This window comes from Bradyrhizobium nivariense, from assembly GCF_029846695.2.
In the GTDB taxonomy this organism is placed as follows: Bacteria; Pseudomonadota; Alphaproteobacteria; order Rhizobiales; family Xanthobacteraceae; genus Bradyrhizobium.
Genome location: NZ_JARWCR020000018.1, coordinates 60831 through 85012 on the forward strand (window position 1 = coordinate 60831; position 24182 = coordinate 85012).

Below are 24182 nucleotides of genomic sequence, written 5' to 3' on the forward strand. Positions count from 1 at the left end.
GGTACTATCCCCGCGTAAGGCCTTCAGTCCTGGTCGGTATTCTCGACACGTATAACCGAAATCGAATGACGACCGCTTGAATGAAGCCTCCGGCCGTCATGCCGCAAGAGGCAAATTTTAGCCTGATCGGGCGTTTCGGCAATTGCCCGTTGGTTGCCCGGATGGCCTCGGTGCGGCCCGTGATTCGGGCCGCCGGGGCGCAGGCTTGGGCGTCGCGAACGGACTTTGGACGGACTTGGGCGCCCCGGCACGGCGGGGGCGCGGGGCTATCTCCGCCTCAGGGCTTGGCGGCGGGCTGAATGACCTGCTGCTCGACGAGGGACAGGTGTCCGGGCAGCGCGCCGGCGCGAAGCAGCATGGCGACGCTGTTGGCCTCCTCGAGGGTGAAATTACCGGAGATCTGGACCGAGCCGCCGGTGATGGGCTCGCGGATCACGGGGGCGGAGATCACCTTGTCGTCGAGCACGATGGTGAAGGATCTGCCGACGTTCTCTTCCGTGACGTGGGCGAAGCGCCGCGTGCCGCGTCCGTTGAAGCGGAACGAGGCGACCGGATCCTTGGTGCCGGCCGCAAAGCCGGGCGCCGCATAATTGATGTCTTCGCCGTCGAGTACGCTGTCCTTGGCGACCAGATAGGGCCGCTTGTCCTTGAAGCCGAGCAGGACTTCGGAGCCCTCGGGCGGCGTGCCGGATTGCGCCTGCTCCGGTGACATCGAAGCATCCACCGGGCGGAAGCTGACCTTGACCTTCCGGGCGAAGATCGCGGTGATGCGCTCGGGGTCGGTCACACCGGGCAGGAAGATGCGGATGCGGTCGGTCCCGTCAGGGACGACGCTGACAAGCTTGATGCTGGAATCCTTGAGGCGCTGCTCGATCATGGCGATGGAATCTTCGACGAGTTCATTCAGCCGTGCCGCGGATGCGGCATCGGTCGGCGCGAGCCTGACCGCTCCGTCGCTGCCGTCGGTCACGGCGAGCGCATGCGAGGGCAGTCCGTCCGCGGCTGCGGCGAGCTTGCGCGCGAGCTGATCGCGGCCTTTGGCGTCCGCGATCTTTACATCGACGCCGCCGTCGCGGATCGCAAGATTGGAGAAGGCGATCTTGCCCTCGCGCAGGTTCTTGTAGACGTCGTCGCGCAGATCCGTGACGACGCTCTCGCGCAGGCCAGAGCTGTCCACCTTGTAGACGATGCGTGACCCGCCGAGCTTCTCCATCTTGTCGGCGACGAAGGCCGCGATCTTGGCGCGCATCTTGTCGAACTGGCCGTCCTCCGCGTGTGCCGCGCGGGGCAAGGCGAACGCCGATGTCATGATCGCCGACGTCATGGTGAGTGCGACGATCAGCCGTGTGGCACGGTCCTGCGGGGGCGTAGTCATGATCACCTCAAGTCTTGCGGCAGGACGCTGGCAGGCGAATCCGATGCATGTTCTTGGTCCCCGGATCGGCCGCGTAGGTTCAAAGGCCGCGCACCCAAGTGCTACGACCGTAGCCGTTAGGTCATGGACGAACGCCAAATCATCCATCATTCTGTCCGTGCTCGACCGGCCATCGGTCGAGGCCTCGCCAACCCAAAAAGTCAAAAGACAGGGCGCGGGGACATGCATCTGAGGGAGGACGGAATTCCATGGCGGGCATCCACGCGCTCGATCGGCTCATCGGCGACGACTATCCGGATCTGGCGACGGACGCGGAGGTTCGTGCCTTCGAACAGGTCCCCTACGCCGATCGCGTCGCGGCCGAGAGCACCTTTGACGCCATCAGGCTCGGTGCGGCGCGTAACCCCGACGGGGCGGCGATCCAGTTCCTGCAAAACGCCGATCCAGCCGACACGCCAGTCGTCGTCACCTACCGCGACTTCATCGCGCGCGTGACGCAAGCCGCCAACATGTTTCACGCGCTTGGCGCGGAGAAGGGCGACGTCATCAGCTTCATGTTGCCGCTGGTGCCCGACGCCTTCGTGACACTGTTCGGCGCGGAGGCCGCGGGCATTGCCAACCCCGTCAACCCGCTGCTCGAGCCACACCAGATCGTGGAGATTCTGGAAGCCGCGAACACGAAAATCCTGGTAGCGCTCGGACCGATGCCCGGCACCGACATCTGGCAGAAGGTCGAACAGATCCGCCCGCAACTCAAGCACCTCAAGGCGATCGTGCAGGTGTTCGGCGGCGGCGATCCGGCGAACGGCATCTATGCCTTCAGCGACCTGATCAAGCAGCAGCCGTCCGACCGGCTGATCAGCGGGCGCAAGATCGCAGGCCACGACATCGCCGCTTATTTCCACACCGGCGGCACCACCGGCACGCCGAAGCTGGTGCGGCACACCCACGCCAATCAGGTCTATCAGGCCTGGGCGCTCAATCTGCTGCTGAGGTCGAAGCCCGGCGCCAACATGCTGTTCGGCATGCCGCTGTTTCACGTCGGTGGATCGCTGACGCAGGTGCTGCTGACGCTGTCTGCCGGCGGCTCGCTGGTCGTGCTGTCGCCGAGCGGCTGGCGCAATCCGAATGCGGTGAAGAACATCTGGCAACTGGTCGAGCGCTTCAAGCCGGAGGCGCTGTCGAGCGTGCCGACGGTGCTCGCCGCAACGCTCGCGGTGCCGCGCGGCAATGCCGACATCTCCAGCCTGAAATATGCAGCCGGTGGCGGCTCGGCGATCCCGGTCGCGGTGGGGTCTGCGATCCAGGACAAGCTCAAGCTGCCGGTCGTCGAGGTCTACGGCATGACCGAGACCTCGAGCGTGCACACCCTGGCCTATCCATCGCGGCCGATCCGGCTCGGCTCGGTCGGCCTTCCCATGCCTTACGCGCGGGTCCGCATCGTCCAGCTCGATGCCGAAGGCGGCCTGATCCGCGACTGCGCGCCGGACGAGATCGGCGTCGTCATTATGGCCGGGCCCGGCGTGTTCAGCGGCTATCTCAACGACGCGCACAACCAGGGTGCTTTCGTCGATGAGGTCTGGGTCAATTCCGGCGATCTCGGCCGGCTTGATGCTGACGGCTATCTCTGGATCACCGGCCGCGCCAAGGATCTCGTGATCCGCGGCGGTCACAACATCGATCCGGCGCCGATCGAGGAGATCATGTTCCGCCATCCCGCCGTCGGTTTTGCTGCGGTGGTCGGCCAGCCCGATGCTTATGCCGGCGAGCTGCCGGTGGGTTACGTGCAGCTGAAGCCGGGCGCGACCGTCGAACCGGGTGAGCTGGAGACATGGGTGCGCGAGCGTACGCCGGAGCGCGCGGCTGTCCCGGTGCAGGTCATCCCGATCAATCCGATGCCGGTGACGGGCGTCGGCAAAGTGTTCAAGCCGCAGCTGCGCTGGGACGCAGCCCAGCGCGTGTTCACGAAGGTGCTGACACCGCTCGCCGAGCGCGGCATCGACTGCAAGGTCAGGGTTGGCGCCCATGGCAGCCACGGCTCGATCGCAACCGTGACGGTTGTGGGCACGCCGGAGGACAAGCGGGGGACGGTTGCCGACGAGGTGCACAAGCTGCTCGACCCATTCGTGATGCGGCATGAGGTGGTTTTCGGCTAAACCGGGGTAAGCCCGATGGGGCCGCGCACGGCGCGGTCCCATCTCTTCCGATCGGACAGCGCATCGCCGCTACCCGCGGATCGCCGCATTGGCCCTTTCGGCGGCGCCCGTCATCGCATCCTTCGCCGATCTCGCACCGTTGACCACTTCATTCACGCCGATCATGAAGGCGTCCATGATCGATCTCGATTGCGGATGGAAAAGGATCGCCTTGGCGCGGTCGACATCGGCATCCTGCAAATTGGCCAGCGCCGCCTCTGCTGCCTGCGAGCCGAACGCCTTCTTGAAGCTCTCGCTCGACCAGGCCGACACGCGTGTCGTCGCCAGCCCCGCTGCAGCAGTCCGCAACGAGGTCGCCTTGCTCGTCGCCCAGAGCAGGAACAGGAAAGCCGCCCGCTTGTTTCGGGATCTGGAATTGATGCACGCCTGCCAGTGCGACATGAAGGGGACGGGTCTGCGCCCGGCGAGATGCGGAAAGGTTGCAAACCCAGCCTGCTTGGCGACACGGCTTTTCGCTGGATTGGAGATGTCGGTAGCGAAGTTGCTACTGTCGATTGCCATCGCCGTCCGCCCCTGCAGGAAGTCGTCCAGCACGTTGTACCATTCATAACTGCCGACGCCGGCAGGCCCGGCCTGGCTGAGCAGCTGTCCGTACATCTCGATGGCCGCGATCGCCTCCGGGCTCGCGAAAGCGACCCTGTTGTGCTCGACCATGGCCCCACCGTAGGAAAACACGAAGCCCATGGCCGGTGGGGAGGAATTGCCGCCGGCCTGGGCCCGCATGGCGATCCCCGACATCCCGTTGGTCTTGACCGCCTTGGCGGCGACAAGCAGCTCGTCGAAAGTCTGGGGAATCGGCTGGTCCCTGGCTGCCAGCGCATCCCTGTTGATGAACAGGGTCATCGCCTCTGAGGTAATCGGGACGGCGTACCTTTCGCCGTCCGACCACAGCGGGAAGGCTCGGGCCGTCTTGAGCAGGTCGCTTTCGTCATACCAGACAGGGTCGGTCAGCGACCTGTTGGAATAATAGCCATTCAGTGGCTCCAGCCATCCGTTCGAGATGCCCTGGCCATAGGTCGTGAACATGAAGACGTCGGGCGTGCTGCTGCCGCGGGCGAGCCTGATCGGCAGCACGCCGAGATACGTGGTTTCCAGTTGGAAATCGATGGTGACGTTGATGCCGGTGAGTATGGTGAACTCCGGCAACAGCGGCGCGATCGCATTCGACCATGGATGGATCGCGCCCGAAAGCGCGATCGTCTGTCCCGCAAATTGCTTCCAGTCGATCGCGGAGGCATCCTGGGCAAAACTCCACCGCGACAGCACGCAAAGGGCCGGCAGCACCGCCCCCGCCGCGCCCAATCCCTTGACGAAACTGCGCCGGCTGGCCGGCATTTGACGGTTCGGTGAGTTCTCATCCTGCGCCATGCTAATGCTCCTTCACCAAGGTAGTCATTCACGACACGTGAGCGGGGCCGCACCCTGCGACATCGTGGCCTTCGCCAGACGACTTACGGGGTCCGAAGCCGATGTAACCTAGTCAGTTTCCCGGCTCACCCATGCGGGCCTATCCATGCTATCATCCTAGCAATGCTCTGGCCTCGGCACCAGAAGACGCACCGGTCACGCGAGCATGACCCTAGGCAAATGTCAGCCCCTGCTCCGGCCCTGTCTGTGCGATGGTTTGCTCGTCCGCTGATCCTTGCGGTCGCAGTGCTCGTGGCCTTGTTTGCCGCGACGAGCCTCCTCGGCCTGCAGTATTGGCAGGAGCGGCAAGCAGCTCATCACTTCACCGAGCATAGCCGCCAGGTACTCGAAACGCTCGATCGGCTGCGGGCGATCGTCGCGGAGCTGGAGACCGAAAGGCGCGGGTATCTCATGACCCGCGACCCCGCCTATCTCAAGGCCTACGGCGTCTCGGATGAAGGTGTACGACGGGACGCTCAGGCACTGCAGATACTGGTCGCGGACGATCCGTTGCAGGGCCTTCGGGCCGGACATCTGGCACTGACCGTTGCAGCAACGCTGCGAGAGATCGACGAGCTGCTGAAGTCGGCCGGCACGTCCGGGCTGGCCGCGTTGGCAATGATCCGCAGCATGGACGAGATCCGCTCGCAAATCGACCAAATGGTGGATCACGAGCGCTTTCGGCTCGCCGATCGGGAGGCGCGCGCCGAAGCATTCGAGCGACGCTGGACCTGGCTGATCGCCGGCGCCGTCGTCCTCGTCGTCGCGCTGGCCGGAGCGGCGCTGGCGCTCGCGCGGCTCGAAGCGAAACGGCGGAGAAAGGCGACCGAGGAGAACATCCAGCTCCACAGTGACCTTGCTGCACGAGATATCAAGATCAGGCGCCTGTTCGATGCCAACATCATCGGCATCATCATCTGGGAAGTCGAGGGGCGCATTCTCGAGGCCAACGATGCATTCCTGCGCATCGTGGGATACGACCGGGAGGATCTCGCCTCAGGGCGCCTGCATCGGACCGACCTCACGCCGCCGGAATGGCGCGACCGCGACCTGCATACCGTGGCCGAATTGAAGCGGGTCGGGACGGCCCAACCATTCGAGAAGGAGTATGTGCGGAAGGACGGAAGCCGTGTGCCGGTGCTGGTCGGCGGAACCATGTTTGGGGAAGCTACGGATAATGGCGTCGGCTTTGTCCTTGATCTGACGGCTCTCAAGCGGGCCGAAGCCGAAGCCCGCGAAAACGAGCGGCGCTACCGTGAAGCCCTGATGGAACTCGCGCACGCAAATCGCGTCACCACGATGGGGCAACTAACCGCTTCGATTGCCCATGAAGTCAACCAGCCGATCGCCGCGATCGTGGCGAACGCCGAGGCCGGGTTGAATTGGCTGGAGGCCCAACCGCCAAATCTGGAGCGGGTTCGACAGACGTTCAACTGGATCACCAGTGACGGCACGCGAGCCGGCGATATCATCAGTCGGATCCGGGCGCTTATCAGGAACGCGCCCCCGCAAAAGGAGAATCTGGAGATCAACCAGGCGGTGCTTGACGTCATCGCTCTGACCCGTAGCGAAGCGTTCAAGAACGGCGTCTCGGTGCGAACGCAATTTGCCGAGGACTTGCCGCCCATTCAGGCAGATCGGGTTCAACTTCAGCAAGTGGTGCTCAACCTGATTGTCAACGCGATCGAGGCGATGGCCGCCGTCGGCGAGGGGGGACGCGAGTTGCTGATCAGCACCGGTCGGGATGCATCGGACGGCGTGCACGTCACCTTGCGGGATTCCGGTCCAGGGCTGGATCCGAAGAACGCGGAGCGCCTGTTCGAAGCCTTCTATACCACCAAGCCCACAGGTATGGGGATGGGCCTCGCCATCTGCCGCTCGATCATCGAGGCGCATGGCGGACGGATGTGGGCCGGCGCAAACGAGCCTCGGGGCGCCGTCTTCCAGTTCACCCTGCCTCTCGCGTCAGAGCAGACCACATCTCGCCCGATCAGGGCGGATGAGCCAATGGGTCTACGCTCTGCGGCTCGATGACGGCTCTGCAGTGCCCGCGCCTCTGACCGAGGCCGGTATCGATTGCAAGGTGAGGGTCGGCGCCCATGGCAGCCACGGCTCGATTGCCACCGTCACGCATGCGAACCCGCAGGCGGACCAACGCGAGGTAGTAGCAGATGAGGTGCACACGCTGCTCGTGCCGTTGGTGACGCGTAGACAACCCGAGAGCATCAGGCCTTGGGCTCATCTCGACTGAGGGGTGACGCTTCGCCGCACTGAAAATAAAGCTGTCCAAGCTGCTTATGTGACAGACATCACATAGGAAGAATTGGCAATTGAGCGATGGTCCGAATAGTCTCGTGGAATTGCATCCGGGGGGACGCAAGTGATTCCGTTTCGGCTATTTGCTTTGTTGATTTTTGCCATTGGCCTTTCCTGCGGACCGGCACATGCCGATCGGCGGGTCGCGCTTGTGATCGGCAATTCCGCCTACAAGAGCGCGCCCAAGCTCGGCAATCCCGTGAACGACGCCACCCTCGTCGGCGGCATGTTCAAGAAGGCCGGCTTCGATTCCGTGGACGTCAGGCTGGATCTCAGCGCCAGCGAGATGCGGCGCATGTTGCGTGAGTTTGCCGGCAGGACGCGCGATGCCGACGTGGCGGTCATCTACTACGCCGGCCACGGCATCGAGCTCGAAGGCACCAACTATCTCATACCAACCGACGCGACGCTGGAGACCGACGGCGACGTGCTCGATGAGACCATTCCGGTGGAGCGCGCGCTGTTCGCGGTCGAGCCTGCCAAGCAGCTGCGCCTGATCATCCTGGACGCTTGCCGTGACAATCCGTTTTCCAAGACGATGAAGCGCACGCTGGCGTCGCGCGCGATCGGACGCGGGCTCGCCAAGGTCGAGCCGACCAGCCCCAATACCATGATCGCCTTCGCCGCGAAGGCCGGTTCGACCGCGTCCGACGGTGACTCCAAGAACAGCCCGTTCGCCGTCGCTTTGGTCGAGCATCTTCCGAAGCCGGGCCTCGATCTGCGTAAGGCGTTCGGCTTCGTGCGCGACGACGTGCTCAAGAGCACCGGCTACAAGCAGGAGCCCTATGTCTACGGCTCGCTCGGCGGCGACGACGTGCCATTGGTTGCGGTCAAACCGGCCGCGACCGGGCCGCAGGCAAATCCCCAGGATGCTATTCGCAGGGATTACGAGCTCGCGCTTCAGCTCGCCACGCGCGACGCCTGGGAAGCCTTCCTGGCGCAATACCCCGAAGGTTTCTATGCCAACCTGGCCAAGGGCCAGTTGAACAAGATAGCCGCTGAAGAGACGCGCGCGTCGGCCGAGCAAAAAGCGAATGCGGCCGAGCAGCAGAAGGCAAGGCTTATTGCCGAACGCGCCCAGAAGGCCGAGCAGGACAAGGCGGCCGCGGCGGCCAAGGCCGCCGAAGAAGCGCGGATCGCGGCGGAGAAGCAGAAGCAGATCGAGCAGGCGAGGACGGAGGCGGCCGAGCAGCAGCGCAAGGTGGCCGAGGCTGCCGCGGCAAAAGCACAGGCCGAAAAGCAGGCGGCGGAGAAGGCCAAAGCTGAACTCGCCGCCAGGCAGGCCGCCGAGAAGGCGGAGCAGGCCGCAAAGCCGGCAGCCGAGCGGCAGATGCCCGAAGCGGATCAGAAAGTCGCCGCCCTTTCGCCTGCGCCGACATCGAACTTGTCCGCGGTTGACCTCACGAAGTCCCTGCAGAGCGAATTACGCCGCGTCGGTTGCCTGTCCGCCACCGCCGACGGCGACTGGAGCGCCGCATCGCAGCGCTCGCTGACGCTGTTCAACAAATATGCCGGCACCCAGTTCGACGCGAAGCTCGCCAGTATCGACGCCCTCGATGCCCTGAAAGCCAAGCCCGGACGGGTCTGCCCGCTCGTGTGCAATTTCGGCTCCAAGGCAGACGGCGATCAATGCGTGAAGATCACCTGCCGCGCCGGCTATCGCGTCGGCGATGACAATGAATGCGAGAAGATACCGGAGAAGAAGCCGGTGGCGACGCGCGAGGATTCACGGCGGCGGGATTCGGATCGAAAACAAACGGAAGCTGCGCCATCGACGCCGCAGGCCTCGGGACAGATTTATTGCAGTTCTGCCGGATGCCGGCCGGTGCAGAAGGGATGCAGGCTCGTCAACGGGCAAATCCCCGGAAGGGCCAGCCCAAATGGCGCGACCGGCGGCAACTACGAAGTCTGTAATTAGGGTATCAAGGGAATGGCCGTATAAGGCTGGGCGTTTTTCATGATTGTCTTCCGAAACCTTGCATTATTGATATTCGGTCTCTGGCTGGCCTGTGGACCGGCTCATGCCGAGAGGCGGGTCGCGCTCGTCATTGGCAATTCGGCCTACAAGAGCGTGCCGAAGCTTGCCAACCCGGTGAGCGATGCCGGCTTGATCGGCGGAATGTTGAAGAAGGCCGGCTTCGACACGGTTGACGTCAGGCAGGACTTGAACGCGCCCGAGATGCGCAAGGCGCTGCGCGAGTTCGGCGCGCGGACGCGAGATGCCGATGTCGCGGTCATCTACTACGCAGGCCATGGCCTCGAGGTGGACGGCACCAACTACCTGATTCCGATCGATGCCGCTCTCGAGACCGATACCGACGTTTATGACGAGGCGCTGCCGATCGATCGCGTGCTGGTGAGCATCGAGCCTGCCAAGCAGCTTCGGCTCGTCATTCTCGATGCCTGTCGCGACAATCCGTTTGCCAAGACGATGAAGCGCACGGTTGCCTCGCGAGCGATCGGGCGCGGGCTCGCGAAGGTCGAGCCGACCAGCCCCAACACCATGATCGCCTTCGCGGCCAAGGCGGGATCGACGGCGTCCGATGGCGATTCCAGAAACAGCCCGTTCGCCACGGCTCTTGTAGACCACCTCCCAAAGCCCGGCCTGGACCTGCGCAAGGCGTTCGGCTTCGTGCGCGATGACGTGCTGAAGAGCACCGCGAACAAGCAGGAGCCCTTCGTGTATGGCTCGCTGGGCGGCGATGACGTGCCGCTGGTTCCTGCCAAGCCGGTCGCAACCGGTCCGCAGGCAAATCCGCAGTCCGAGCTCAGGCGAGACTATGAACTTGCGCTCCAGCTCGGCACGCGGGACGGCTGGGAAGCCTTCCTGGCGCAATATCCCGAGGGGTTCTATGCGAATCTCGCCAAGGGTCAGTTGAACAAGATCGCCGCCGAGGAGACGCGCGCGACGGCTGAGCAGAAGGCGAAGGCGGCCGAGCAGGAGAAGGCAAGGCTCATTGCCGAACGCGCCCAGAAGGCCGAGCAGGACAAGGCGGCTGCGGCGGCCAAGGCCGCCGAAGAGGCGCGGATCGCGGCGGAGAAGCAAAAGCAAATCGAGCAGGCGAGGACTGAGGCGGCCGAGCAGCAGCGCAAGGTAGCCGAGGCCGCCGCAGCAAGGGCGCAGGCTGAGAAGCAGGCGGCGGAGAAGGCCAAGGCCGAGCTTGCCGCCAAGCAGGCCGCCGAGAGGGCGTCGGCGGAGCCGGCCGCAAAGCCAGCAGCCGATCGACAGCTGCCGCAGGCCGGGACCGAGACGGTGGCCGCGCTTTCGTCCGCGCCGGCATCCACGCTTTCGGCAGCCGATCTGGCGAAATCCGTGCAGAGCGAATTGCGCCGTGTCGGCTGTCTTTCGGCTGCGGCCGACGGCGACTGGAGCGCCGCATCGCAGCGCTCGCTGACGCTGTTCAACAAATATGCCGGCACCCAGTTCGACGCGAAGCTCGCCAGCATCGACGCACTCGATGCCCTGAAAGCCAAGCCCGGACGGGTCTGCCCGCTCGTGTGCAATTTCGGCTCCAAGGCAGACGGCGATCAATGCGTGAAGATCACCTGCCGCGCCGGCTATCGCGTCGGCGATGACAATGAATGCGAGAAGATTCAGGAGAAGAAGCCGGTCGCAACGCGCGAAGATTCGAGGAGGCGGGATACGGACCGGAAGCAAACAGAGTCCGCGCCGTCGACGCCGCAGGCCTCCGGGCAAATGATCTGCAACAACGCCGGATGCAGGCCGATCGCCAAGGGATGCCGGCTCGGGACGGCCAATCATCCAGCCACTCCTACGGTCAAGATACCCGCCGAAATATGCAATTGATGACGAAACACAATTTTCGGACTTCCGCCATCGGGCTCAGAGCTCTTGCTTCTCTTGTTCTTGCAAGCTGGCTCGGCTGCAGCCCGGCTGTCGCCGACAAGCGCGTCGCGCTCGTGATCGGCAATTCCGCCTACAAGAACGCGCCGCGGCTCGCGAACCCGGTGAACGACGCCGGGCTGGTCGGCGGCATGTTCAGGAATGCGGGCTTCGATACGGTCGAGATCAGGCTGGACCTCAACGCCAGCGAAATGCGGCGATCGCTACGCGATTTCGCGGCCAGGACGCGCGATGCCGACATGGCGGTGATCTATTATGCGGGCCACGGCATCGAGCTGGACGGCAGTAACTACCTCGTTCCGACCGATGCCATGCTGGAAACCGACGGCGACGTGCTCGACGAGACGATTGCGCTCGACCGCGCGCTGTATGCGGTCGAACCGGCCAAGCAGCTTCGGCTCGTCATCCTCGATGCCTGTCGCGACAATCCCTTTGCCAAGACGATGAAGCGCACCCTGGCCTCGCGCGCGATTGGTGGCGGGCTTGCCAAGGTCGAGCCGACCAGTCCGAACACGATGATCGCGTTTGCGGCCAAAGCGGGGTCGACGGCGTCCGATGGCGACTCCCGCAACAGCCCGTTTGCAGTCGCGCTGACCGATCATCTGCCAAAGCCCGGGCTCGACCTGCGCAAGGCGTTCGGGTTTGTCCGTGACGACGTCTTGAGGAAGACCGGCAACAAGCAGGAGCCGTATGTCTATGGCTCCCTGGGCGGCAGCGACGTGCCGCTGGTGCCGGCAAGGCCGGCCGCCGCAGCCGGTCCGCAGGCAAATCCACAGGACAGTGTGCGCAAAGACTACGAGCTTGCTCTTCAGGCCGGCCTGCGTGAAGCCTGGGAAGCATTCCTGCAGACCTATCCGGACGGCTTCTACGCCAACCTCGCCCGCGTGCAGTTGAAGAAGATTGCCGCCGAGGAGGATCGCACGGTGGCGACGGAGAAGGCGCGTCTGGCCGAACAGGAGAAAGTGAGGCTCGCCGCCGAACGAGCCCAGAAGGCCGAGCTGGAGAAAGCTGCCGTCGCTGCCAAAGCCGCGGAAGAAGCGAGGATCGCGGCCGAGAAGGCCAAGCAGATCGAGCAGGCCAAGGCGGAGGCGGCCGAACGCGAGCGTAGGGCGGCGGAAGCTGCCGCGGCCAAGTCGCTCGCGGAGAAGCGGGCGCTCGAGAAGGCGGCGGCCGAGATCGCGGCGAAGCAGGCCGCGGACAAGCAGGCGGCTGATGCCGAGAGCAAGAAGGTCGCTGCGCTGGCGCCGCCGCCAAGTGCTCCGCCAGCCGGCGACCTCACGAAATCCGTGCAGAGTGAATTGCGCCGTGTCGGCTGTCTTTCGGCCGCCGCCGACGGCGACTGGAGCGCCGCCTCGCAGCGCTCGCTGACGCTGTTCAACAAATATGCCGGCACCCAGCTCGACGCGAAGCTTGCGAGCGTCGACGCGCTCGATGCGCTGAAAGCAAAGCCGGGCCGCGTCTGCCCGCTCGTTTGCAATTTCGGCTTCAAGGCCGATGGCGATCAATGCGTGAAGATCACCTGCCGCGCCGGCTATCACGTCGGTGATGACAATGAGTGCGAGAAAATTCCGGAGAAGAAGCCTGTTGCGACGCGCGAGGACTCCAGGAAGCGCGACCAAGGCCGGAAGGAAGCAGAATCTGCTGCGCCGAAATCACAGGCATCCGGGCAGATGATTTGCAACAGCGCCGGATGTAGGCCGGTTGCTAAGGGTTGTCGCATCGAGCGCGATCCAAGGCCCGGGAGCGCCGGCATGTCACAGGTGGAGGTGTGCCACTGAACCTTGGAGAGTGGTGCGTTTGCGCCCTCAGCCGAATAACCCACTGGGCATGAACCGCGCGGCCGGCGAGCCGGCGACGCCAAAGGGCAAGCGCTTTTGCGCTCCATCACATGGTCACGGCGGGTGATCGCGGCTATGCCGCCTGGCGCGATGGCGGCTTCACCATCCATGACATCAGCGTTCTGCACAAACGGCACCTTCGGGCCGCATAATCTGCACGAGAACCGCCCGGGCGCGTTCCAGAGCGAGGAGACATCTTTGCGACCTACAACAATGCGGCGTCAGGGTGTTCGACGTCAAGGATGCCTTCGCACCGAAGGAGATCGCGTATTGGGTGCCGCCGACACCGAAAAAGCTCATCGACCCCCGTCCGAACGTCGCGCTCGCAGCCAAGACCTGTGACGCTTATGTCCGGCCCGACGGGCTGATGTTCGTCTCCGACTGGAACGCCGGCATGCACGTGCTGCAATATCAGGGATGAGCGGAGCAGGGTGGGTTGGCTATACCCACCATGGAATTGTAGCGCGGATGAGCGGAGCGATATCCGGGACCCTGCTGCGAGTCTGGCGCGAGCGTTCCCGGGTGTCGCTTCGCTCACCCGGGCTACAAGTATGGCGACATGCGACGCTACCCCGCCGGCATCCGCGTCTCCACCAGGCGCGCCCAGTAGGACGCGCCGTGGCCGAGGATGTTGTCGTTGAAGACATAGGCCGGGTGATGGCACTCGTTGCCTTCGCCCATGCCGACCAGGATCATCGCGCCGGGGCGCGCTTCCAGCATGAAGGAGAAGTCTTCGGCGCCCATCATGGGAATGAACTTGTCGTTGACGCGCTCGGCGCCGACGATGTCGCGGGCGACGTCGGCGGCAAGGCCGGCTTCGCGCGCGTGGTTCATCGTCACCGGATACATCCGCGTGTATTTGGTCTCCGCCGAGCCGCCATAGGCGCGCGCGACGCTGTCGGCGACCTCGCCGATGCGGCGCTCGACGAGATCGCGCACTTCAGGATCGAGCGTGCGAACGGTGCCGCCGAGCTCGGCGATCTCGGGGATGATGTTGAAGGCCGTGCCGGAGTGGAATTGCGTGATCGAGATGACGGCTGACTTCAGCGGATCGACGTTGCGCGCGACGATCGATTGCAGCGCGTTGACGATCTGTGAGCCGATCAGCACGCTGTCGATGGACTTGTGAGGACCCGCGCCGGCGTGGCCGCCCTTGCCATGGACGGTAATCTGGATGTTGTCTGAGGAGGCGAGCATCGCACCCGGCGTGGTCGCGAAATGGCCTTCGGGCAGGCCCGGCATGTTATGCATGCCGTAGACCTCCTGGATGTTCCAGCGCGTCATCAGCCCGTCCTCGACCATCGCCTTGCCGCCGCCGCCGCCTTCTTCCGCGGGCTGGAAGATCACGACCGCGCTGCCGTCGAAGTTGCGCGTCTCGGCGAGATATTTGGCGGCACCGAGCAGCATGGCGGTGTGGCCGTCATGGCCGCAAGCGTGCATCTTGCCGGGGACCTTGGAGGCGTAGGCGACGCCGGAGGTCTCCATGATCGGCAGCGCATCCATGTCGGCGCGCAGGCCAATGGTCTTGCCCGAGGCGGACTTGCGGCCTCGGATCACGCCGACGACGCCGGTGCGGCCGATGCCCGTCACCACCTCGTCGCAGCCGAACTCGCGCAACTTGTCGGCGACGATGCCGGCGGTGCGGTGGACGTCGTATTGCAGCTCCGGGTTCTCGTGGAAGTCATGGCGCCAGGCGGCCATTTCGTCGGAGAGGGCGGCAACGCGGTTGACGATGGGCATGAGGGCTCCGTCTCTGTTGTTGTTCGGAATCTTTGTGGTGGCTCCCCGGGTATCGCTGCGCTCACCCGGGCTACGGACGTGACTCTCAGCTCTCCCCGAACACGCGCTTGAAGATCGTGTCGACGTGTTTGAGGTGATAGCCGAGGTCGAACTGCTCCTCGATCTCGGCGTCGGTGAGATATTTCTTCACTTCCGCGTCCTTCTTCAGGAGCTGGAGGAAGTCGCCTTCGCCGCGCCAGACCGGCATGGCGTTGCGCTGCACCAGCTTGTAGGCGTCCTCACGGCTCGCGCCCTTCTGCGTCAGCGCCAGCAGCACGCGCTGCGAATGCACGAGGCCGCCGAGACGGTCGAGGTTCTTCTGCATGTTGGCGGGGTACACCAGCAGCTTGTCGATCAGGCCGGCGAGGCGCACCAGCGCGAAGTCGAGCGTCACGGTCGCATCGGGGCCCATCATGCGCTCGGCGGAGGAGTGCGAGATGTCGCGCTCGTGCCAGAGCACGACGTTTTCCAGCGCCGGCGTCACATAGGCGCGCACCATGCGCGACAGGCCGGTGAGGTTTTCCGACAGCACCGGGTTGCGCTTGTGCGGCATCGCGGAAGAACCCTTCTGCCCCTCGGAGAAGAACTCTTCGGCCTCCAACACCTCGGTGCGCTGCATGTGGCGGATCTCGACGGCGATGCGCTCGACCGAGGCGGCGATCACGCCAAGCGTCGAGAAATACATCGCGTGGCGGTCGCGCGGGATGACCTGCGTCGAGATCGGCTCGGGGACGAGGCCCATGGCCTTCGCCACATGCTCTTCCACGCGCGGATCGATCTGCGCGAAGGTGCCGACCGCACCTGAGATGGCGCAGGTCGCGACCTCCTTCCGCGCCGCGATCAGGCGTTCCTTGGCGCGCGTGAATTCAGCATAGGCATAAGCGAGCTTGAGGCCGAAGGTCACAGGCTCGGCATGAATGCCGTGGCTGCGGCCGATGGTCGGCGTCATCTTGTGCTCGAAGGCGCGCTTCTTCAGTGCCGCCAGCACCTTGTCGAGGTCGGCAAGCAGCAGGTCGGCGGCGCGGGTGAGCTGGACGTTGAGGCAGGTGTCGAGCACGTCGGAGGAGGTCATGCCCTGATGCACGAAGCGGGCCTCGGGGCCGACGATCTCGGCCAGATGGGTGAGGAAAGCGATGACGTCGTGCTTGGTCTCGCGCTCGATCTCGTCGATGCGGGCGACGTCGAAAGTGGCGTCCTTGGCCTTGGCCCAGACCGTCCTGGCGGCCTCCTTGGGGATCGTCCCGAGCTCGGCGAGGGCGTCAGCCGCATGCGCCTCGATCTCGAACCAGATCTTGAACCGGGTCTGCGGCTCCCAGATCGAGGCCATTTCCGGGCGGGTATAGCGGGAGATCATCTGGCGACTCCAGAAAGGTGGGCGGGCGACCCAAGAGGGCGCTAGCCAAAATGCTTTTTACGCCGTGATTTAGCAGAGCGGTGAGGGCGAAACAAACGGCGGGGCAAGGTAGCGGGGGATGATTGGATTGGACCGCGTCATCGGCCCGGCCCGCGGCGGGGCGATGGTCGGCCGGTCCCAAGGGGGCCCAAATATTAACTGTCAATCACGGATCATTGACTGACAGATATTGAAATCTGTCATCAGGACGTGTATATCCGTCCTCGGACGCTCCGATTGGGCGTCTGGCGGCAGCCCTAGCACCCGACATCCGAAACAAGCGCGGATCGAGGGTCGTAATTGAACAATGGGCACCGCCGACGAATGGAGACTTACGACAATGACGACCGAAATCATCAATTTGACCGGGACGATTGGGCACTGGCTCAATTTACTGGTGGCGCGCCAGATCGCGGCGCAGGCTGCAAAACTGCCTCATTAAGGCGAGAGCTTTCCGAAACGACCGGCACGGGCGCTTCGGAAGCAGCTCCATCGCCGGGTAACTGAGCCCTCAACGGGAACATGGTGCTGGCATGAACGAAGCCGTTATCTTGACGCCGGAGCGGATCCTCGAAGTCACCGAGGACGTGCTGCGGCGTTACGGACTCGCCAAGGCCACCGTGGTCGACGTCGCCCGTGCGCTCGATGTGAGCCACGGCAGCGTCTATCGCCACTTCCCGAGCAAGGCCTCGCTGCGCGAGGCCGTCGCCAAACGCTGGCTGGACCGCATCGACGCGCCGTTGCGGGCGATCGCCGGGGAGCAGGGTCCGGCGCCGGTGCGGCTCGACCGCTGGCTGCGCACCCTGTTCGCCGCCAAGCGTTCGCGCGTGCTCGACGACCCCGAGATGTTCGAGACCTATCTGACCCTGGCGCGCGAGGCCTGCGCAGCCGTCAGGTGTCACAAGGACACCATGATCGACCAGATCGCGTCGATCCTGACCGACGGCGTGAAGCAGGGCGTGTTCGAGGTGGGCGACGTCAAGGCCACCGCGCGTGCCATCTTCGATGCCACCGTCCGCTTCCACCATCCGGCCCACGCCGACGAGTGGAAAGACGCAGATCTCTCCGCGCGCGTCGATGCGACGCTGGCGCTGCTGTTGCGCGGATTGAAGGCGGCCTAGCGCGACACCGCCCCTGCAAAGCGCGTAACCGCCAATTCAGGCTTTTGCCTTGCGCAAAAGCGCGTCCCCGCGAAGGGACGGCGAGGAAGTCGCTTGTCTCCGCGCGTGAAAAGCGGCGTCGGACGATGGGACAACCGGCGGGCTCTCCGGGTATGCATTGACCGCGATCTCGACAGCGTCCTTTGACCGTCTCCGAAGGCGGTAGAATGTAAGCTCCTGATCAAGCACGGGGCAGCGGAAATGGACGACGGCCGTATCCGGCAAGCGGCAGAGTTCGTCGATGAGCTCGCCTACGGTGATGAGCGGAGGATCGACGATTGTACGGTGCATAGCCTTACTCATGGCGTAACTCCTTCACTTCGCAACTAACCACATTGCGATGGTGTCGGTTCCATTGTGCTCGGCTACAGCGGTGGATAAGTGCGAACTGCGCGCCGGCGAGCTAGAGCGCCGATCTCAACCGCAAGCTGCGCAACTGCAATATGCCGAACGGATCTTCGTGCCGGGCCAGCTTGCGATATGTCGCAAGGTCGTCAAGCGTCGGACCTTCGCCGCGTCTGACATTCGCGCCCGCAATCGCTCCAACCGGAATCGACGTGCCGAGGCCTGCGTAGAGATAGTTGTCGCCGAAAGCCTTCTTGAGCGCGGCAAAGGTCGGCTCACCGGTGCAATGTCCCGGGGCTATGCTGTCGACCTTGAACCTGTCCTTCAGAGCGGTGACGACTTTTGCGATAGCCTTGTCAGGCGCGACGACGAGATGAAATCCTCCCGCGATGAGATGAATCCTGGGATTGATACCGGTCGCCGCTTCGACGATGCGCTCGATCCCGGGGTGCGAGCAACCGACCAGAAGAACTACGCCGTCGGCCGTGTTGACGGCCAAAGACAGCTCCTTGAGTTCTCTCGTCCCGGGCGTGTCGGAGATCAGCGAAATAAGCGTGATACCAGGAACAATCTCGGTCGTTTGATCGATCAGTTCGAAGTTTGCGTGGGCCCACGCCGTGCCGAACTTCATCACCGCGGGAGGCTTGCCTGCATAGTACCGCATCTCCGGCGGCAAGCCCTCGTCTTTCCGGTAGAAGCCGGAAGGCAGAGACGAGCCGTAGACGCCAAATCCTTCCTTTGGCGCGTAGATCTTGACGGTCGGATTGATGCTCAGGAGGTAGGACAAACCCGCCATATGATCGGAGTGGCGATGCGAAAGAACGACAAAGTCGAGGTCCGAGAGATCAACTCCCTTGGCCTTCACGTTCGCCGCGAAGATTTCGGGGTCGTTACCCGTATCGAACAAGATGCGTTTTCCCGCGATTTCGACCAGGGCGGAGAAACCCCAGTCCTTTGTCATCGCGTCATTTGTGCCGAAGGCGTCATAAAGAATGGTGATCTGGTCTTTCGCCTCAGTTGCCGCGCTTTCGGTGGGTCCGGTCGCGAAAACGCTGAAGGCGATCAGTGCTGCAAGAAGACTGTCCCTGATGTTCATGGAAGCGTCTCCTGTTGTCGTGCAAGACATACAACGGGAACGAGGGCGGCCTTCGGGAGCCGTCCAAACTGGCTCACGTTGAAAGATCGGAGCCGGACACACATCCACTGGCGGCTTGGTGCTGGATGCCGTGCCTGTGATGGAGCCTAGCACAATCTGAGAGCGACTTGGAGATCTTCATTGGGGTGGCCAGCCGGGAACCAGATATTCTCGGCGCATTAAACGGCTTGCCACCAAGCTCTAGATCTTCGTCAGCCCACAACTGGCTGCCAGCCGTACCAGCTGCGCATCCGTGCGCGCGCCGGTCTTGGTCTTGATCAGATAGTGATAGTTCTGCACCGTCTTGACGCTGAGATTGAGATGCGTCGCGATCTGCTCGGTGGTGGCGCCGCCGGCGAACTGGCGCAGGATCTCGATCTCGCGTTCTCCCAGTTGATCCAGCGCCGAACCCGCCGACAGGCTGTCCTCTGCCAAAATATGCGCGATGTCGTCGCTCATGGCGCGTTCGCCGCGCGCAACGCTGCGGATCGCGGACACGACCGCGGACGGCTCGCTGCTCTTGGTGACGAAGCCGCTGGCGCCGGCACTGAAGGCGGCTTTCACCAGCACGGCCTCGTTGTGCATGGTGAAAACGAGGATCCGCGCCCGCGGGCTGCGCGCGCGGATGTTGCGGATCGCCTCCAGCCCGCTCGCGCCGGGCATCGAGATATCGAGCACGACGACATCAGGATCGCGCGCCTTGAAGGCGCTATAGGCATCCGCGGCGTTGTCGGCTTCCGCCACGACATGCAGATCGCCCTGGCTTTCCAGCAGGCGCCGGTAGCCTTGCCGCACGATCGGATGGTCGTCGACCAGCAGCACGGAGATTCCTGTTGCCGCAATCTCGATCATCCCGGCCTCACGAGGCGAGCGGAATGGTGGCGGCGACGCTGAGGCCGCGATTGGCCGGCAGGATCGACAATGATCCGCCGGCCGCAGCGAGGCGCTCGCGGATGCCGGTGAGGCCGAAGCCGGCCGACCGCGCCACGCGAGCCGCATCGCCGCCGCCATCGTCCTCGACACGGATCAGCAATGCATCGTCGTCGCCCGTGCGCCGCTCGATGCGCAGGGAAATCTCGCGTGCCGCGCCGTGGCGCAACGCGTTGGTCAGGCATTCCTGCGCGACGCGATAGGCGGTGGTGGCGGCCGGGCCGCTGATGTCGGTGAGGTCGCCCCTGAGATCGAGTTGGATCGTCGGCCGCGCGGCGCTCTGCGAGCGCCAGCTATCCACCAAATTCACGAGGCTCGCCTCCAGTCCAAGCTCCGCGGGCAGGGGATTGCGCAGGCGCTTCAGCGCGTCGCGCAGCGAGGCCATCAGATGATGCGTGGCCTGCGAGATCATCCGCGCGTCCTGCGCGATGCCGTTGTCCTTGTCCCCCTTCGTGCTCGCCGTCTCGATGGTGTTGACGAAGGCGAGGATGGCCGAGAGATTCTGCCCGAACTCGTCGTGCAGCTCGCGGGCGAGCGCGCGGCGCTCGTCGTCGCGGATCTCGATCAGGCGCCGCGTCAGCGCCGCGCGCTGTTCGGTCGCTTCCTCCAGCCGGCCGCCGAGCTCGCCGACGGCGCTGCCGATCATCGCCAGCTCCATCGACCGGAAGCGCGGCAGTTTCGTGCGATACTGACCGCGCGCCATGCGCTGCAAGGCGGTCACGATCGTGCGCGCCGGCGCCAGCGCATGCGCGATCGCGAGCGAAGCCAGCAGCGCGATCGCCGCCGCCATCAAAAGCGCGATGTCGATCACGTTGAGGATGTACTCCCAGGCGAGCGAGATGGCGGCCGCGGCATCCGGCGTCGCGACCACCGTTCCGGCGGTCGCCGCGCGGGGACTGACCGGCCGTATCACTTCGGCGTGGCTGCCGAGGAAGGTCGGCACAATCGATGCGAACCAGCGCGGCGGCGTCTTGCCCAGCCCCTCGCTCTGGCCGCAGAGCGGCTTTTCGAATGCGATGGCCGGTTGGAACTCGACGCAGACGCCGGGCGAGATCAGCTTCATCGTCTCCAGCGTGCGCCACTCCGGAACCGGCAGAAGCTGCTCGCGTGTTCTGCTGCTGCGCAACAAGAATTCATGCCAGTACAGCGCCTGAAGCGCCTGGGCGACCCGCTGCGCCGAGGCCGCAGTCGCCCGGTCTACGCTGCGATAAGCGTCGAACGTGGCCCAGACGGTCGCCGCGCCTAGGCAGAGCGCGACGATGAGAAACAGACGGGCGACAAGCTGAAGCACAAGGCGCATGCGATCACCCCAAAGTTTGATAAGGTCAGCCTAACAACGCCGCCGCGCCTTGCCAATTGCGAGGCTCGCCAAGACGGCAGCTCGGGCAAATTTCCCAAGCCGGATTGGGCATGGCTCTTTGGACCGGGCGCGGCGGCTTTGATCTAATGGGCGGGAAATCGCGGCAGGCCAATCTTTACAGGCCAGGAGCAGTGCAGCATGAGTTCGATGACGATTGGACCGATCGCAGGGCCTGCTGCCGACCCATCCGAGCGTAGCGCGCTCCTGTTCTGGATGATCTTCACCGGGCTTTCGATCTTCGCCGTCGTGCTGCTGTGGCGCTTCGGCCTGATCCGTCTGATGCTGACCTCGGATCGGACCTACATTTCCAGCGTGATCGCGCTGCTCTATGTCCTCACCTGCGGTCACTGCTTCCTGCGCACGCGGGCAATTGCCCGCGAGGGCGCGGCAGCCCGGCGCTGCCGCGCGGTGCTCGCGGCGCCCGAGGGCGGCAGGGCGCTCGACGCCGGCGGGGCCGCGCTGCCGCGCGGGCTGGTGCGGGACCACATCGAGAGCCTCGTGACCAAGGCCACGGCGCAGGACTACCGCCCGGTCGACCAGACGCTATTGCTGCGGACGCTCGCCGACCGGCTGCGCGGCTCCAACGGCTTCGGGGCCTTCGTCTCGGACACGCTGATGAAGCTCGGCCTGCTCGGCACCATCGTCGGCTTCATCATCATGCTGGCGCCGATCGCGGGGCTCGATGCCGCCGACAAGGTCGCGATGCGATCCTCGATGGGGCTGATGAGCGACGGCATGGCGGTCGCGATGTACACGACGCTGGCGGGCTTGGTCGGCTCGATCCTGGTCCGCATCCAGTATTACATGCTGGACGCCGCGACCCAGCGGGTGTTCTCGGACGCGGTGGTGCTGACCGAGACCTATGTGACGCCGGTGCTGGAGCGCAAGGGTTCTGGAATCAAGGGTTCTGGAATCATGGGTGCCGGAACTCAGTCATGATGGATGATTTCGGTCTCTATCCGCGCGAGGAGCCGTTCGATCCCCTGGGCGTGATGTTGTTCAAGGCGCTCCAGGTGATCGCTTTCCTGTTCTTCCTCGCGCTGCTCGCGGTCTCGCCCGACGCCAAGGACGGCAAGATCGACTCCAAGGCCGAGTTCATGATCACGCTGGACTGGCCGGACAGCCATCCCGACGATCTCGACCTGTTCGTGCAGGATCCCGTGGGCAATATCGCCTGGTATCGCCACCGCGAGGCCGGCTTCCTGACGCTCGACCGCGACGACCGCGGCGGGGCCAACGACTTCATCATGGTCAACGGCAAGAAAATCGCCTCGCCGATCCGCGAGGAGATCGTCACGGTGCGCGGCATCGTCGCCGGCGAATACACTGTCAATGTCTCACATTTCGTGGCCACGACCGGCGAGCCGGTCCAGGCCAACGTGAAGGTGCAGAAGCTCAATCCGACCGCGCAGGTGATCTTCGACAACAAGTTCACGGTCGATCACACCGGCGACGAGAAGACCGCGGTACGGTTCCGGCTCGACGCCGAGGGCAAGGTCGTCAATGTGGACCAGCGGCCGAAATCGCTGCTGGAGACCTTTCGCAGCAGTTGGCGCAACGGCGGCGATCTGGACCCGAAGACCGGGGTGAGGGTGCGCCGTGAGTAATCTGCAAACGGTCATCCTCACGCTGTCGGTCGCCTACGCCGTCATCGGCGCGCTATTGCTGGTCGTGCTGGTTTATGCGCGGCTGCATTGGTCGCTGAAGGCGGTTGCGGTGGTCGTGACCAGCGCCTTCTATGTCGTCAGCTTCACGGAAATGCGTGGGCTGCTCGGTTGGGCCAGCGCCGACCGGCTGCCGACCTCCTTCAAGCTGCTCCAGGCCCGCATTGTCGAGCCGCATTCGCTGGAGGGCGATCCCGGCTCGATCTATCTGTGGGTCGAACAGCTCGACGAGGACAATCGCCCGAGCGGCATCCCCCGGGCGTTCCGCATGCCCTACAACGACAGGCTGGCCGACAAGACCCATGCCGCACAAAACGAGATCGCGTCGGGACATCTTCAGGGCGGGCGCGCTGCCGATTTCGGCGGCGGCGACGGCAGCCTCATCGACATGGTCCGGGAATATGTGACCCCCAAGACCATCATGGAGACGAGCGGAGGCGATTCCTCGACCGGCGAATTCGCTGCGCCGCCGGTCGGCGCGCAAGGCGCCGTGTTCACGCCGCTGCCGCCGCCCCGGATGCCGCCGAAGGACGAGCAATAGGCCGTTCACCATCGCCGTAGGGCCCCGCTGGAAAACGGACCCGCGCCGGCGCATCTTGACGTCCCTCAATTTGGCCTTATCGGCTTCCGATAAGACCTTTGGGGTGGAGGGTGCGTGCTTCTCGCTGTCTTCTCGGATATCCACGGCAACCGGCAGGCGTTCGAGGCGTGCCTGAAGGTCGCGCGGGCGCGTGGCGCCGAGCGATTCATCCTGCTCGGCGATTTCGTCGGCTATGGCGCCGATCCGGAATGGGTGGTGGATACCGCGATGGAGCTGGTTGCCCAGGGCGCCGTCGCCGTCCGCGGCAATCATGACCAGGCGGTGAATTCCTCGGCCGAGACGATGAATGCCGAGGCGCAAGTCGCGATCGAATGGACGCGCGGCCGGCTCGACACGGCGCAGCGGCGGTTCCTGGCGGAATTGCCGATGCTGGTTGAGGACGGCGATCGCCTGTTCGTGCATTCGGAAGCCTCCAGCCCCCGAAGCTGGCACTATGTCCGATCGACGGCGGACGCCGCCAAAAGCCTGATCGCGACGCCAGCCCATGTCACGTTCTGTGGCCACATCCACCGCCCGGCGATCTATTCGATGTCGGTGACGGCGAAGATGACGGGACTCGTGCCCAAGACCGACGTCTCCGTACCGCTGCTGCGCGGGCGGCAATGGCTTGCGGTGCTCGGCTCGGTCGGCCAGCCACGCGATAGCGATCCATCCGCGGCTTTCGTTCTGTTCGACACGGTCTCGTGTCAGATCACCTATTGCCGCGCGCCCTACGATGTCGAGACGGCCGCGAACCGGATCCGCGAAAACGGCCTGCCGCATTGGCTCGCCGACCGGCTGTCGCAGGGGCGCTAGAGG

At 64.4% G+C, this 24182-nt stretch carries 16 protein-coding genes and 4 pseudogenes; 13 read left to right on the forward strand and 7 right to left on the reverse strand.

Annotated elements, in window-relative coordinates; translation table 11 throughout:
- Positions 1–277: 277 nt before the first annotated feature.
- The gene (locus QCM77_RS17080) at positions 278–1375 is read right to left on the reverse strand and encodes a SecDF P1 head subdomain-containing protein (protein WP_279660716.1); all 1098 of its coding nucleotides are present in this window, start codon (positions 1373–1375) and stop codon (positions 278–280) included.
- Positions 1376–1623: 248 nt separating this feature from the next.
- Between QCM77_RS17080 and QCM77_RS17085 the strand changes: the two genes are divergently transcribed.
- The gene (locus tag QCM77_RS17085; RefSeq protein WP_279660717.1) at positions 1624–3531 is read left to right on the forward strand and encodes an acyl-CoA synthetase; all 1908 of its coding nucleotides are present in this window, start codon (positions 1624–1626) and stop codon (positions 3529–3531) included.
- Between the two features lie 69 nt (positions 3532–3600).
- Here the strand turns inward: QCM77_RS17085 and QCM77_RS17090 are convergent, their stop codons facing one another.
- A complete protein-coding gene (locus tag QCM77_RS17090; RefSeq protein WP_279660718.1) occupies positions 3601–4959 on the reverse strand; it encodes an ABC transporter substrate-binding protein in 1359 nt (452 codons plus the stop codon).
- A 219-nt stretch (positions 4960–5178) separates the two neighbouring features.
- Here QCM77_RS17090 and QCM77_RS17095 point away from each other — a divergent pair.
- The 7 genes and pseudogenes from QCM77_RS17095 to QCM77_RS17125 all read left to right on the forward strand — a co-directional run.
- Positions 5179–5643, forward strand: a pseudogene (locus QCM77_RS17095) (CHASE3 domain-containing protein); the annotation flags it as partial.
- A gap of 93 nt (positions 5644–5736) precedes the next feature.
- Positions 5737–7032, forward strand: a pseudogene (locus tag QCM77_RS17100) (sensor histidine kinase); the annotation flags it as partial.
- Between the two features lie 10 nt (positions 7033–7042).
- Positions 7043–7249: pseudogene (locus QCM77_RS17105) on the forward strand (hypothetical protein); the annotation flags it as partial.
- Between the two features lie 129 nt (positions 7250–7378).
- Complete coding sequence (locus QCM77_RS17110) at positions 7379–9232, forward strand: caspase family protein (RefSeq protein WP_279660719.1); 1854 nt, start codon at positions 7379–7381, stop codon at positions 9230–9232.
- 39 nt (positions 9233–9271) lie between these two features.
- Positions 9272–11122, forward strand: a complete 1851-nt coding sequence (locus QCM77_RS17115) for a caspase family protein (protein ID WP_279660720.1) — start codon at positions 9272–9274, stop codon at positions 11120–11122.
- Positions 11122–12957, forward strand: coding sequence for a caspase family protein (locus tag QCM77_RS17120; RefSeq protein WP_279660721.1), 1836 nt, complete (start codon positions 11122–11124; stop codon positions 12955–12957). The genes QCM77_RS17115 and QCM77_RS17120 overlap by 1 nt, the downstream gene beginning before the upstream one ends.
- A 46-nt stretch (positions 12958–13003) precedes the next feature.
- A pseudogene (locus QCM77_RS17125) lies at positions 13004–13438 on the forward strand (hypothetical protein); the annotation flags it as partial.
- Between the two features lie 146 nt (positions 13439–13584).
- On the opposite strand, the gene QCM77_RS17130 reads toward QCM77_RS17125, so the two are convergent.
- Together QCM77_RS17130 and purB are read right to left on the reverse strand one after the other, a co-directional pair.
- On the reverse strand, positions 13585–14757 hold the full coding sequence (locus QCM77_RS17130; RefSeq protein ID WP_279660722.1) for a M20 aminoacylase family protein: 1173 nt from the start codon (positions 14755–14757) through the stop codon (positions 13585–13587).
- Between the two features lie 85 nt (positions 14758–14842).
- Complete coding sequence (gene purB / locus QCM77_RS17135) at positions 14843–16150, reverse strand: adenylosuccinate lyase (protein ID WP_279660723.1); 1308 nt, start codon at positions 16148–16150, stop codon at positions 14843–14845.
- A 572-nt stretch (positions 16151–16722) separates the two neighbouring features.
- Here purB and QCM77_RS17140 point away from each other — a divergent pair.
- The gene (locus tag QCM77_RS17140) at positions 16723–17310 is read left to right on the forward strand and encodes a TetR/AcrR family transcriptional regulator (RefSeq protein WP_279660724.1); all 588 of its coding nucleotides are present in this window, start codon (positions 16723–16725) and stop codon (positions 17308–17310) included.
- A gap of 442 nt (positions 17311–17752) precedes the next feature.
- Here QCM77_RS17140 and QCM77_RS17145 read toward each other — a convergent pair whose 3' ends face one another.
- From QCM77_RS17145 to QCM77_RS17155, 3 genes are all read right to left on the reverse strand, one after another.
- Positions 17753–18790: an MBL fold metallo-hydrolase gene (locus QCM77_RS17145; RefSeq protein WP_279660896.1), complete on the reverse strand. Its 1038-nt coding sequence runs from the start codon at positions 18788–18790 to the stop codon at positions 17753–17755.
- Positions 18791–19030: 240 nt separating this feature from the next.
- Positions 19031–19681: a response regulator gene (locus QCM77_RS17150; RefSeq protein WP_279660725.1), complete on the reverse strand. Its 651-nt coding sequence runs from the start codon at positions 19679–19681 to the stop codon at positions 19031–19033.
- Positions 19682–19688: 7 nt separating this feature from the next.
- Complete coding sequence (locus QCM77_RS17155; protein WP_279660726.1) at positions 19689–21059, reverse strand: sensor histidine kinase; 1371 nt, start codon at positions 21057–21059, stop codon at positions 19689–19691.
- A 198-nt stretch (positions 21060–21257) separates the two neighbouring features.
- On the opposite strand from QCM77_RS17155, the gene QCM77_RS17160 reads away from it, so the two are divergent.
- The 4 genes from QCM77_RS17160 (at position 21258) to QCM77_RS17175 (ending at position 24179) form a co-directional block, all read left to right on the forward strand.
- Complete coding sequence (locus QCM77_RS17160) at positions 21258–22058, forward strand: MotA/TolQ/ExbB proton channel family protein (RefSeq protein WP_279660727.1); 801 nt, start codon at positions 21258–21260, stop codon at positions 22056–22058.
- The gene (locus QCM77_RS17165; protein WP_279660728.1) at positions 22055–22726 is read left to right on the forward strand and encodes a DUF2135 domain-containing protein; all 672 of its coding nucleotides are present in this window, start codon (positions 22055–22057) and stop codon (positions 22724–22726) included. The genes QCM77_RS17160 and QCM77_RS17165 overlap by 4 nt, the downstream gene beginning before the upstream one ends.
- Positions 22719–23324 (forward strand): hypothetical protein, encoded by a 606-nt coding sequence (locus QCM77_RS17170; RefSeq protein ID WP_279660729.1) that lies wholly within the window; start codon positions 22719–22721, stop codon positions 23322–23324. Before QCM77_RS17165 ends, QCM77_RS17170 begins: the two co-directional genes overlap by 8 nt.
- Before the next feature lie 114 nt (positions 23325–23438).
- Positions 23439–24179 carry a metallophosphoesterase family protein gene (locus QCM77_RS17175; protein WP_279660730.1) on the forward strand — a complete coding sequence of 247 codons (741 nt, stop codon included), beginning with the start codon at positions 23439–23441 and terminating at the stop codon, positions 24177–24179.
- Positions 24180–24182 lie beyond the last annotated feature (3 nt).